Raw genomic sequence first — 12,273 nt, 5'->3', positions numbered from 1 at the left:
ACTCCTTATTTCAACAGGTTTCTTCCTTCCGCATCCGGCAGCACGGCTCCCATTAAAGCAGCCAGAGTGGGCGCCACATCGATCAGCCGCACGCCTTCTACATGCCCTTTCGTGATTCCCGCTCCCGCTATCATAAAGGAAGCGCGCATCTCGGCAAATTCTTCGCTGTAACCGTGCTGGGCCTTCTGGGTAAGGCGGGTCCTTACATAATCCCCATCCACATCATCGCGCAGTTCATAACCCTTCTTCGATACCAGCACATATGCCGCCTGTGGGAAACCACCCCGCGCCCTCGCTTCTTCTCCGGTCAGCACCTCAAGGATTCCGCTTTCCGGGTCCTCCCTTAGCTGTTTCATCACCTTTTCCAGCGCCTCCGCCGCCTGAGTGTCAGACGGATCTGCCAGACGTACCTCGGCTGTTCCCCCTGCTCTCTGGCTGAAAGCTCTCCAGCTTACGACCTTTCCGTCCTGATCCGTCTCGATCAGTCCCGCTTTCTTTAAAAGGATATTCGGAGATATATTGTGGGTATTGTCCAGGGAGCCGTGATCGGACACCACACAGACCACCAGATGTCCTCCGGTGATCCTGTCTGCTTCTGCGATCAATTCTCCCAGCATCTTATCGATCTTCTCAAGGCTGGCTGCTGCTTCCTTACTGTATACGCCATTCTGATGGGCGCTTTCATCAAAGCTGGCAAAATAAGCGGATAAAAAGAACGGTTTTTCCGCTGCCAGCGGCGCAAGCTTATGCTTCAGCACCCAGAGCGCCGCTTTTCCCCGCTGTGCATCCCCTGCATCTGATAGATCAAGGCCACCGGCATACCGACCGATATCCGCTTCCATCTCGGCGATCAATCCCTGCGGAACCGCCACCGCATCGATAAACTGGCTGTCCAGTTCCGAGCCGTCCCACCAGTATTCCGGGGCAATAAAATCACCTTTAGCTCCTACAGATGTAGGAAAGGCGACACTTGCACTGCAATAGCCATTTTCTTTGGCAAGCTCCCATAATGTCTTTACGTTCCGGTTGACAAACCAGTGCCATGCCCCCAGATGTTCCCCCGTGGGATCAAATATACCATTGTTCACGATTCCATGGGTTGCCGGATTGGTCCCGGTGATCATGCTCTGGTGACAGGGGTATGTAAAGGTGGGAAACACGCTTTTCATCCCTTCTCTGGCTGTCAGGCCGCCTTCCACAAAATAACGGGTGATATTGGGGAGACTGATCCCCAGCCGTTCCTGTTCAAATACAAACTCCGGTTTTAAGGCATCCACCGATATCAGGAGGATACTTGGGCGGCTGTCACTGTTTATCATCTTAGAATCCATCATCTCTTTCATTCCTTTCTCTTGAGACCACCACTCTCACACCAGCGTTTTCAAAAGCCTCGATCTGCTCGCCGGCAGCTTTGGAATCTGTAATGATCATGGATACCGCATCGATTCCACACATCTTCACCAGAGAATTCACCCCCAGTTTAGAGCTGTCCGCTATGACAATGGTCCGTTCTGAAGCTTCCATCATCTTATTCTGGACCAGCACCTCATCCATCCTCTGGTAAGTGATCCCCCGCTCCACAGAAATGCCGCAGGTCGTGAGAAAAAATATGTCCACATTAATCTTAGAAAAAATAAGCGTCGCTATATCAGATACAAAGGCCTCTTCATCCGCGCGGTACACGCCCCCGGTCACTACCAGGGTTATCCCGTCAGCGTCCGCCAGTTCATTTGCCACAGCAAGAGAATTGGTCACCACCGTGAGAGAACGGAATGTCTCCTTGATCACCCTGGCGAGGGCAAGAGCGGTCGTTCCGGAATCCAGGGCGACAGACTGTCCCTCATGGATGTGTGTGGCAGCCTCTCTGGCAATTTCTTCTTTATAAAAAGAACGTTCTCTCTGTCTTTTCTCAAAGGAGGTATATAACATTCCTTCCTCCGGCTGGGGATCAAGGCGCATCGCGCCCCCGTGGATGCGTTTTAGCATGTTTCTCGCCTCCATATTCTCCAAATCCCTCCGGATCGTCTCCCTGGACGCTCCAAACAGATTGCAAAGAGTAATCGTCTTTACACTGCCTTCCTTCTCTAATAGACTTAATATTTCTTTATATCTCTGTTCTGATAACATAAATCATGCTCCTTTTTTCGTGTCAAACTCGTTTCCTACCCAAAGCATAGCACATTATCACACACATTTCAACACCTTTTCAAAAATTTTTGCACATAATTACATTATATTACCCATAAAAGCATCGTGCACCTCGTTTTATTGCAACTTATTGCAACTTTTTGCACATTTTTACTTGACATTACACACAAATGCAACTATACTAAGAACTGTCAAATTCGTTTCACAAAACTTTTCCATATTACATTTATGAGGTGATTGATTATGTCTGAACAGAAGAACAGAGTATTAGACAAAAAATGGATCTCGTTCGGCACGCTGATGCTTGGCGCAGGAACAATCTACAAACTGGGCTTTTTAAAGGATGCCTTTTATGTTCCAATGCAGGAATTCATGGGGCTTTCCCACACGCAGATCGGAACAGCTATGAGTATTGCCGGGTTGATCTCTACATTTGGCTTCCTTGCTTCCATTTATTTAACTGACCGTATTTCCAAAAAAATTATGATTCCCCTGTCGCTGGTCAGCATCTGCCTGTGCGGGCTGTGGCTCTCCACGTTTCCATCCTATCCCGTATTCCTTCTGATCTACTGCCTGCTCGCCATATGTGCGGATATGCTCTACTGGCCAACGATGCTAAAGACCGTAAGGCTTTTAGGCAATGAAGATGAGCAGGGACGCATGTTCGGCATTATGGAAGCAGGCAGAGGCCTGATGGATACGATCGTCGCTTTCTGCGCACTGGGGATCTTCTCCGCATTCGGAAGCAATGCCACGGGCCTGCGCATGGCGATCCTGTTTTATTCCATCGTACCCGGCATCATCGGCATTATCATGTATTTTTTGCTGGAACCGGATGCAAAGCCGGTCAAGGCGGCAGAAACCGGCGACCATGTCAGTGCAAACAAGCAGGCATGGGAAGGGGTTGTCCGTGCACTCAAAGACAAGAGGATCTGGCTTGTCTCCTTTAATATATTCTTTGTTTACAGTGTATACTGCGGACTGACCTACTTTATTCCGTTCCTGCAGGAGGCATACGCGCTGCCCGCTGCCCTGATCGGTGCATACGGTATCATCAATCAGTATGGTCTTAAGATGTTAGGCGGACCGGTCGGTGGGATTGTCTCAGACAAGGTCCTGCATTCCGCCACCAAATACCTCCAGATTTTGTTTGTTATCGTAGCGGCATCCCTGGCAATTTTCTCGTTCCTGCCCCACCAGAATATGAGCATCATTCTGGGCATGACGATCACCCTGTGTATCAGCGCCTGTGTATTCAGTATGCGCGCCATCTTCTTCGCGCCGATGGATGAGGTGGGTGTTCCCCGTGAGATCACCGGCTCCACCATGTCAATCGGCTCCTTTATCGGTTATCTCCCCGGCGCATTCATGTATGCCGTCTACGGAAATATCCTGGACCGCACCGAGGGATTGGCCGGATACCGCGCTGTATTCTTCATCATGGCGGCTTTTGCAGTTGCCGGTTTCCTGCTGAGCTCCTTCATTTTGAAAAATGTGAAGAAACAGAATCAGGCATAACATCTTTCTGGCTGTAAATGCAGCTGCTTCACAGTAAAACGCAAATATACATAAAAGGATTTGATGAGATTTTTTATCCCGTCAAATCCTTTTTATCCGTGTTCCTGCTCCTAACACCTGCTCAATTTATAGCCCCGCGTTGATCCTGCCGCCCTTCCATCAGGTCATAATAAAATATATACTGCTGCAGGACTCCCCGGAACCCTTTATACTTCCGTTTTGGAAAGCCTTTCGGATAATGTGCCTCAAGGACCTGTTTAATATGGGTGTCCACCGGAAATGCATCCAGATGATGAAGTCCAAACAGACAGATACAGTCCGCCACCTTACCGCCCACCCCGGGAAGCTTCAAAAGCTCCTCCCTGGCCCCGGCATAATCCAGCCCCTTGATCCGTTCCAGATCCACTTCCCCTGCCGCAGCCATCCGGGCCGTCCCCACCAGATACCGGCTCCGGTACCCCAGTCCATAAGACCGCAGCTCATCCTCGGAGGCAGCCGCCAACTGCTCCGGTGTGGGAAATTCGTAAAACCCGTCCCTGGGGGTCCCATAGTGTTCACAGACCGTATCGATACATTTCCGGATCCGCTTGATATTGTTCTGCTGTGAGATAATAAATGAGACGGTCATCTCCCACAGATCCTGGTTCAGGATCCGGATCCCGCTGCCGAAAGCGGCTGCATTTCGCAGATACCGGTCTTTTTCACTGATCGCGTCCATGTATGCACTGTAGTCTGTATCCAGGTCAAAATAATACCTCCAGAAATCCTCATATTCCTGCTGCACGCAGTGAAATACCACCGCCTCCTCATCCTGCTCCAGTTCCAGCCTCCGGCCCCCCGCGATAAGATGGAACCTGCCATCCTCAAGAGGCCGCATGCGGAAGCACTGGCCGGATTCGCAGATCTGTCCTATGGAAAAATTCTTTGCCGCTATGGTTGTTCTTTCGTCTTTCATCACCTTATATCTACTTTCCAAACACTTCAGCCGCCGCCCTCATATTGTCCATGATGGGCACCTCAAAGGGACAGCGGGTCTCGCAGGCTCCGCACCGGACACACTCTCCGCCGTGATGGGAAAGAAGGGCGTAATGCTCCCGCACTGTCTCCGGCACTTCCCCCTGGGCTTTTGCCAGGTTCAAAAACTTTGTGACCGAAGCCACATCAATATGGCGCGGACATGGAGCGCAGTGACCGCAGTACATACAGTGTCCCCTCCAGCTTATGTTAGGGAAGGAAGCAAACGCCGGCGCATAGTCTTTTTCTGCGTCGGCTGCCCGCTCATAAGCGGCGCTTGCCTTTAACTGCTCCACCGTGCGGGCGCCTGCCAGCACCGTGGCAACAGCCGGTCTGGTCAGCGCGTAGTGAAGACACTGGCTGGGCGTCAGCGCCTTTCCGGCCGGAGACAGCTTTTCATCCAGCAGGTCCCCACCGCCAAAGGCTTTCATCACCGTGATGCCGACCCCCAGACGCTGACAGGTCTCATACAGCTCCTGGCGTTCCGGATCAAAGTTCACAAGCGGCTCGCGGTAGTTTTCCCCGTTCCACAGCTCCTCCACATCCTCCCCGGCCGGCTGCAGATCGTAACAGGGGTTTACGCTGAACATCAGCACTTCGATATGGCCGCTGCCTGCCGCTGCCAGAGCCACCTGCGGGTTGTGGCTGCTGAGACCGATATGGTGGATCCTGCCTGCCGCCTTCAGTTCCTGCGCATAAGCAAGGACTGGTCCCTCCAGTACATGCTTCCAATCCTCTAAAGAATCCACATAATGGATCATCCCAACTTCAACGTAATCTGTCTGAAGCTGCTCAAGCATCTCCTCAAATGCAGCCCTCACTTCTCCGATCTCCCGGGTCCTTGTATACTGCCCATTCTTCCAGACAGAGCACAGATGGGCCTGCAGGATAAACTCCTCCCGTCTCCCCAGAAGCTCTGCCCCCACGCTGGTGCGCACAACCGGGTTGGAGGTATAGAGATCTATGTAGTTGATCCCTTCCTCCCGGGCTGCGTCCAGAAGCGCCTTCGTATTTTTTCCGTCATTTTCTGCAAACCCCTCGCAGCCTATGCCAATCTCACTCACCATTAAACCCGTATTTCCAAGTCTTCGGTATTCCATCCTCCATACCTCCATTTTCACTTACATACCATAAATATATTCAGGCGCCGATCCGGCACTGCCTTCATGAACCGGTCAGACCCTCAGAAGCTTTCTTATAAAAGAAAGCACTGCGCCTGAAACACTGCAGAAAAACAGACCGTTGCGATGGGCATAGACTGCTTTTATAGCCGCATACGCCCCTTTTAAATGACCGCTCCATATCTGCGCATCCCCAGGGATCTTTAACAGCAGCGTCCCCGCTGCCACAACCACAACCATGCAAAACAGAAACGGAAGAAAGCCTCTGCCCACATCGTACTTCTTCATGCGCACGCCGCCCCCGGCCCCCTTCTTAGAAAGGATCCAGAGACACCAGATAAATCCCATGAATATGGCAATTCCCGCAAACCCGGCATAGACTGCCAGGCCATAGTTGTGTTCCTCGGCCACATACCGGATATCTCCCAAGGTCTGTCCGTGATCCCAGAAGGAGCGCATCATGACAACCGTCATCGCTGCCATCAAAAACGCTGAGGCAAGCTGCATCAGACGGGACAAAAGAACGACTATCCCTGCGCCTGCCGCTCTCATGGTCTGATATGGATCTTCTCCCGGATAACCGGCCTGTTCCTGCCTCGTGTCATCATGCTCTCTGCGTAATGTCTCCATACGCTCCAGGCTTTTCCGGCTTTCCTCCGCGCGCGTCCGAAGCCTGGACAGCTCACCCTCCATCTTTTTCAGCCGCGCATCCTTTTTGTGCATTTCCTTTTTACCGGATTTGGAAACGGAGCCTCTATCCACCCTCTTCCTGGACCTGCGCGGCCGGGATGCCAAAGCCTCCCGCTTCAGGCGAATTTCTGCTATATCCTCTATATATTCTATATGTTCCTGCTCCTCATACCCCTCTGTCTTTAACGGCATACCGCAGTTGCTGCAGTAATTGCCGGTTATCTCACATCCGCATTTCGGACATATCATCGTATTTTCCTCTCCTGGCTGTCTCTATGTATTCCCGACTATCAGTATACTATATCCTTCTGAAAAAGATATTAATTTTCTCTTGCGATATTTTAAATACCAGTAGTTGATCAGAGAAAGATCAGCACAAGCGGAATGCCAAATGAGAGCAAAAGCCCTGCCGCCAATACAAATTTTAATGCTTTCCCATACCGGGCGCGTAATACCGGGATGCACATAAAGCCGCAGGCAACGGCTGCCGCCGAAAAGGCATTGCCCACAATCCCATTGAGAGGATCTCCTGCTCCGTAAAACCTTATGGTATGGAAGAACTCCCATTTAATTTCACTTCCAGCAGTCTCTGGATATCTCCAAGCTGATCTCTGCACGTGACCCGGTAATGGATCCAGCCGCCGTCACCGCAGGGGTATCTGTTATCAATATATGCCTGCGCATACTCGCTCAGCTGCCCATAAACCGACTGATACTGGCGGTCCGACAATCTCACCATCACGGTAAATCCATTGTCCTCCGCAAAAATATTGCAGATTAGCTGCTTCTTCCGGTGGGCAACGCCCCAGCCATAATTGTTGCCGTAGGGAAAAACAATCTTCTGTTCCGTTTTGTATGTTTCTGTCAGCCAGCCATTCAGCAGAGTAAACCACTCCGCGGCTGCTCCACAATATGCAGTCAGATCCGTCATTGTGGGGACTTCTTTTTTGTTCAGCATTCTTTCATACATAGCGTTCTCCTTAAGGACATCCCAGTCCTTACAGATATACTATCATGGGCCAGTAGAATTTACAATACATCCTGAAACCCTTATTTTAGCTGAGGATCCTGCCGTCCTGCACAGTGATCATCCGGGTGCTGTTTCCTGCAGCTTCCGGTGAATGCGTCACCATGATTATCGTCTGACCGATGCCCTGATTGATCTCCCGCAGAAGCTTCATGATCTCAGCGCCGGTCCTGCTGTCCAGGTTCCCCGTTGGCTCGTCAGCAAACAGGATCTCAGGACTGCCAATCAGCGCCCGGGCGATTGCCACGCGCTGCTGTTGGCCCCCCGGATAATTCACGGGGCGTATGCCTGCGGCGGTTGGAAAGCCCGACAACCTCCAGGATCTGATTCAACTGCGCCTGATAAGCCCCCATCTTTTTCCCATCCAGGAGCAGGGGAAGCATGATATTTTCCTCTACGCTTAGATTGGGAATAAGATTATAAAACTGAAAAACAAAGCCAATTTTCTGCCGCCGGATACGGCTCATCTTCTCATCCCCAAAACAGGAAATATCCATCCCGTCCAGAAGGACCTGACCTCTGGTCGGTGCATCCAGTCCACTAAGAATATACAGCAGCGTGCTTTTCCCGGAGCCGGACGGCCCCATGATGGATACAAATTCCCCCTGCATGACCTGTATGGAAATATCCTCAAGGACCCTGGTCGTTGTGAGCCCCGTATGAAACTCCTTTACGATATGTTTTCCCTCAACGGCAATCCTGCCTGCTGGCAATTTCATTGTAAATACCTCCTCTGATCCTATTCAAATTTGATTTCCTCCACCAGATTCATGCGGCGGCTCTTGTAGACCGGAACGACAGAACCGGCCAGCGTTACAAGGACCCCCATTGCGCCGGCAAAGAGGAACATCCCCGCGTCCAGTTTTGGCGTCATTGCGATCCTGGGACCGGCCACAAGAAAGATCGTCTGTATTTCCATGTAAGAGACGGAAATGGCTATGGCCGCTCCGATCAGGCCAGCGGAAAAGCCTTCTATTAAAGTCATTTTCACATGCTGCCGGTTGGAAAGCCCAACCGATTTATACATGGCGGTACTCCGGCGTTTTTGCATGTAATTGATGAGCAGGTTATTGATGATTCCCACAGCCGCCAATAGCAGGATAAAATAAGTCATGCTGTGCATTGGCTGCAAAAATGCGCCTACGGTAGACAGTGCATCCTCATTGAATTCTTCCACTGTCCTGCTCCAGTTTGAAGTTTCTCCAAATAAATCCCGGATCTGTACCATAACTGCGTCCGGGTCGGCGGCGGTATAGGCCAGGAAGCCGTAAACCGACGCGCCAAAATCAGAAACCGCATAAGCAGATGAGATCACCGCTTCCACATCCGTAGCCCTTGATTTAAAGCTGCCCACGATCTGATACTCATTTTGTCCGGCTCCTCCGGTCAGGGTGATCCGGTCCCCCACGGAAAATCCGGTTCGCTCCAAACCACTCTCACTGAACAGAATCACCCGTTCGTCCGCAAAACTTAAAAGCGCCTGTTCCTCCATATCCTTGTCCGTATAATGGAGCGCCATCATGGAGTTGTACCAATCCAGGTTATCGGTGGCTTCCAGGCGGGTGAGTACTGTTTTGCCAACCTGCATTTGATCTTTGTAAACATAGAGCGGCAGCACCTTTTCTACTCCTTCCAGTTCCTTCACCTGCTCCACAAATTCCGGCTCCATCATCCCGTCCGCAAATCCCTGAAGCTCTGCATCCCGGAATACGTCCCCCACGTAGGCTGTCACAAAACTGCCCACAACGGTAATGGCAATCACGGCTGAGATACTGATAAACAACAGCGTGATATTTTGCGCGGTGTTTTTATTGTCCCGCATATTTCGGGTGGCAAGCCTGCCCACATTCCCCAGAAATGCCCCATAGATCGGCTCTAACCCTCTGGAAATCAGGTTCGTGATCACCGGTACGGTCAGAACTGTGGCAGCAATCATCCCCAGCAGGGAGAGCCCTCCTGCCAGATATAAAAGCTTTCCGGACGCCAGCTTCGGCAGAAGGACGGACGCCGCAAAAAGGACGCCTCCTGCCCCTACAATCCGGCGCCGCAACAATCGCGTTTCCTCCACACAGCCCAGGACCACATCCTTAACCGGCAGGCGGCTTGCCCTGCGCACCGGAAGCCATGCAGAAAGCAGAGATACCGTCACAGCGACGGCAAACGAGAAAACAATGCTGGATGGAGCGATCACAACAGGAATCTCTGTTCCCTGGGAGAGAGACCTGCCCATCCCCCGCAGGATCACATGTAAGACCAGCGCACCGATGGGGATACCGGCCAGCCCGCCTGCGATCCCATAGAGCGCGCTCTCCAACAGAAGAATACGGGTCACGTTTTTTTGTGTCGCGCCAATACTGCGGAAGGTTCCGATCACCGGCAGACGTTCCAGGGTGATGACCTTGTAGCTGCCATAAATAATATAAACGCTTATGGTCAGGGAGAAAAAGCTGATCAGGAAAAACGGCATGGATTTTTGCCTTGCGTCCGCAGCGATCTGCGCTTCATTTACCACTTCCGAAACCCGATATCGGCCGGCAGGCAGATTCATTTCCAGCTGATGCTTCAGCTCAGGAGTAGAGACGCCCTCGGCAGGCTTCACTAAAATCCTGGTATGCCCACCTGTCTGTCCCAATACCCCGGACAGCGTGGATACAGGCAAAAGGGCTGTGGCCCCTCTTGTATGGCGCAGAAAAACCGTATCATATGCGGCTATTTCCGCAACCTGGAAAGAAAATGGCTGTCCGCCGATCAAAAGTGTGATGACATCGCCCTTTTGAATCCCGTATTTTGAAGTAAAACGGTCCGGCAGGATGACGGAATTTCCGGTAAAACCGGTTATCTCACCGCCATTTACCAGGCGGAGTGGATTGATCCTGTCAAGAGCTGACAGATCCGCCGCGATCAAGTCGATGGTTTCGTAGTAACCCTTTTCATGATAGAGGGCTGTCCCCTCCACCATGCATACGCTGTTCCCGATGGATGGCAGCACCGGCAGGGCTGTCCCTTGAATCACCCCATCCACCGCGGTCACCGAGACGGTCGCGCTTCCGGCTATCCCCCGCGCCATTTTCTGCTGGGCATTTTCATAGGACGCGCCGATGGAAAACGACACAAACAGCAGTGTTGTGGACAGAAGGATGGACAGAAGCATAACGGCAGTCCTCATTTTTCTTTCTTTGACATTCGTAAAAATATACTTCCAAATGACATTCATATAAACACCTGCTTTCTTTGGGATGGCTCGTGAACGCGGCCGGCCAAAAAAAAGGCTGGCAGCTATCACTAAAACCATGATAACCTGCCAACCTTAATCTGATATTGAAGTAACCTTAATTTTCCTTAACCGTTTAAAAACTCAATGACAAATGCCGTCCCAACCGCAGGAATGCTTACAACCCTTATTTTACCTCCATGCAGTTCTATAATATTTTTTGCGATCGCCAGCCCCAGGCCGCTTCCCTCGGGTTTTTCCTCCGTGCTGGTTCCCCGGTAATAGCGGTCGAAAAGATGCTCTGCCTGTTCCGGCCTTATACCCGCTCCATTGTCAGCCACTTCCACATTCACCACGGTATCGGAAACCGATATCCGCAGGGATACCTGGGTATTCTCCTCCCCGTGCACGAAAGAATTGATGATCAAATTGCGGAAGGCCCTCGTGAAAAGTATCCGGTCAAACGAAAAGGAAACCGTATCCGCCGTGCTCTCAAAATGAATGATCCGGTGTTCATACTCCAGGGTGTTCAAAACATCGATCGCCAGCTCTTTCAGAAAACGGACCAGATCCTGCTCCGTCCGGTTAGCGGGGAGCATTCCGTTCTCCAACTGGTAAGTCAGTTTCAGGTCATCGATCAGCGCCTCCATGTAAGAGACGTTTTTCAGCATGATCTCCCCATAACGTCTGCACTGCTCTTCGCTCTTTTCGCCTGCCTCTCCCAGCAGTTCCGCATACCCTCTGACAGGAGAAAGTGGCGTCTTTAAGTCATGGGTGATATTGGCGATCCATTCCTCGCGCATCGTTTCTGTCTGCGACCGCAGCTGGTCACTTGCCCTGATTTCCGCATCCAGAGTGTTCAGGCTCTCATACAGATCATGGAACATGCCGGAATCGTGTACAGGAAGGTAGCTGCGGACGGATATCTCCTGCACGGCGGCTGCAAGGCGCTTCATCGCCCTGGTTGTAAATAGACCATAGAGGGCGCCCGAAATCAGGATCATCAAAAGCAGCGCCGCCAAAATCGGCAGGAGTATAGCCTTGCCGCCTGCAAACCGCTCTCCGTTCAGGTACATCATAACCTTTGAGATATTTACAGGAAAGTACAGAATATAGGCGTAATCTTTCCCGTCATTGGAAACTGTGCCTGCAAAAGCGGTCATCTCTTTATCTGCCGCTCCCCCGGTTTTGCATAGCTCCAGCAGCTCCACCCAGGAATATGTGACGCCAACCCATTCCGGCTTCTGATAGCTGTATACTTCCCTGCCGGAAGCATCCAGAAGCTGGACGCCAATCCCATAGTCCTGCAGTCTGGCAATCCCCGCCTGCCTGATCTGGGGAAGCGTATCAATAAATATGATCTGATCCCTGAATTCCTCTGTAAACTGACTGGGCCAGTCGGTTCCCGCAATGCTGCCGTCCGGCTTCTGGATGGTGACCGTCAACAGGCAAAGACAGACCGCCAGCAAAACCGCGCCCAGCAGCGACAGAAAGAAAATAAAATAGATGTGTAAAATCGTGCGGTATCCTGAGCGTTTCATTTA

The 12,273-nt window shown here is 51.5% G+C and carries 9 protein-coding genes and 1 pseudogene; 1 reads left to right on the top strand and 9 read right to left on the bottom strand.

Annotated elements, in window-relative coordinates:
* Positions 1 to 5: 5 nt before the first annotated feature.
* Both AB1I67_RS11710 and AB1I67_RS11705 read right to left on the bottom strand, forming a co-directional pair.
* On the bottom strand, positions 6 to 1,343 hold the full coding sequence (locus tag AB1I67_RS11710; protein WP_367030052.1) for an alkaline phosphatase family protein: 1,338 nt from the start codon (positions 1,341 to 1,343) through the stop codon (positions 6 to 8).
* Entirely contained in the window at positions 1,321 to 2,127 is an 807-nt protein-coding gene (locus AB1I67_RS11705; RefSeq protein ID WP_367030051.1) for a DeoR/GlpR family DNA-binding transcription regulator, read from the bottom strand. Before AB1I67_RS11705 ends, AB1I67_RS11710 begins: the two co-directional genes overlap by 23 nt.
* 264 nt (positions 2,128 to 2,391) lie before the next feature.
* Here AB1I67_RS11705 and AB1I67_RS11700 point away from each other — a divergent pair, with 264 nt between their 5' ends.
* Positions 2,392 to 3,666, top strand: coding sequence for an MFS transporter (locus tag AB1I67_RS11700; protein WP_367030050.1), 1,275 nt, complete (start codon positions 2,392 to 2,394; stop codon positions 3,664 to 3,666).
* A gap of 121 nt (positions 3,667 to 3,787) precedes the next feature.
* Here AB1I67_RS11700 and AB1I67_RS11695 read toward each other — a convergent pair whose 3' ends face one another.
* The 7 genes and pseudogenes from AB1I67_RS11695 to AB1I67_RS11665 form a co-directional block, all read right to left on the bottom strand.
* On the bottom strand, positions 3,788 to 4,621 hold the full coding sequence (locus AB1I67_RS11695; RefSeq protein ID WP_367030049.1) for a DNA-3-methyladenine glycosylase: 834 nt from the start codon (positions 4,619 to 4,621) through the stop codon (positions 3,788 to 3,790).
* 10 nt (positions 4,622 to 4,631) lie between these two features.
* The gene (locus tag AB1I67_RS11690) at positions 4,632 to 5,780 is read right to left on the bottom strand and encodes an aldo/keto reductase (RefSeq protein ID WP_367030048.1); all 1,149 of its coding nucleotides are present in this window, start codon (positions 5,778 to 5,780) and stop codon (positions 4,632 to 4,634) included.
* A 75-nt stretch (positions 5,781 to 5,855) separates the two neighbouring features.
* Positions 5,856 to 6,740: a hypothetical protein gene (locus tag AB1I67_RS11685; RefSeq protein ID WP_367030047.1), complete on the bottom strand. Its 885-nt coding sequence runs from the start codon at positions 6,738 to 6,740 to the stop codon at positions 5,856 to 5,858.
* A gap of 295 nt (positions 6,741 to 7,035) precedes the next feature.
* Positions 7,036 to 7,461, bottom strand: coding sequence for a DUF3788 family protein (locus AB1I67_RS11680; RefSeq protein WP_367030046.1), 426 nt, complete (start codon positions 7,459 to 7,461; stop codon positions 7,036 to 7,038).
* 85 nt (positions 7,462 to 7,546) lie between these two features.
* A pseudogene (locus AB1I67_RS11675) lies at positions 7,547 to 8,237 on the bottom strand (ABC transporter ATP-binding protein).
* Between the two features lie 20 nt (positions 8,238 to 8,257).
* Entirely contained in the window at positions 8,258 to 10,732 is a 2,475-nt protein-coding gene (locus AB1I67_RS11670) for an FtsX-like permease family protein (protein WP_367030045.1), read from the bottom strand.
* A gap of 125 nt (positions 10,733 to 10,857) precedes the next feature.
* Entirely contained in the window at positions 10,858 to 12,270 is a 1,413-nt protein-coding gene (locus AB1I67_RS11665) for a HAMP domain-containing sensor histidine kinase (protein WP_367030044.1), read from the bottom strand.
* Positions 12,271 to 12,273 lie beyond the last annotated feature (3 nt).

The sequence above is a fragment of the Clostridium sp. AN503 genome, from assembly GCF_040719375.1.
Taxonomy (GTDB): domain Bacteria; phylum Bacillota; class Clostridia; order Lachnospirales; family Lachnospiraceae; genus Brotaphodocola.
The sequence above is the reverse complement of the archived record's forward strand: the minus strand, read 5'-3'. Positions and strand labels throughout refer to the sequence as shown.

Bases quoted from the DNA above. Each gene is read 5' to 3' on its own strand.
- AB1I67_RS11710 (WP_367030052.1), bottom strand. From the start codon at position 1,343: ATGAAAGAGATGATGGATTCTAAGATGATAAACAGTGACAGCCGCCCA.
- AB1I67_RS11705 (WP_367030051.1), bottom strand. From the start codon at position 2,127: ATGTTATCAGAACAGAGATATAAAGAAATATTAAGTCTATTAGAGAAG.
- AB1I67_RS11700 (WP_367030050.1), top strand. From the start codon at position 2,392: ATGTCTGAACAGAAGAACAGAGTATTAGACAAAAAATGGATCTCGTTC.
- AB1I67_RS11695 (WP_367030049.1), bottom strand. From the start codon at position 4,621: ATGAAAGACGAAAGAACAACCATAGCGGCAAAGAATTTTTCCATAGGA.
- AB1I67_RS11690 (WP_367030048.1), bottom strand. From the start codon at position 5,780: ATGGAATACCGAAGACTTGGAAATACGGGTTTAATGGTGAGTGAGATT.
- AB1I67_RS11685 (WP_367030047.1), bottom strand. From the start codon at position 6,740: ATGATATGTCCGAAATGCGGATGTGAGATAACCGGCAATTACTGCAGC.
- AB1I67_RS11680 (WP_367030046.1), bottom strand. From the start codon at position 7,461: ATGTATGAAAGAATGCTGAACAAAAAAGAAGTCCCCACAATGACGGAT.
- AB1I67_RS11670 (WP_367030045.1), bottom strand. From the start codon at position 10,732: ATGAATGTCATTTGGAAGTATATTTTTACGAATGTCAAAGAAAGAAAA.
- AB1I67_RS11665 (WP_367030044.1), bottom strand. From the start codon at position 12,270: ATGAAACGCTCAGGATACCGCACGATTTTACACATCTATTTTATTTTC.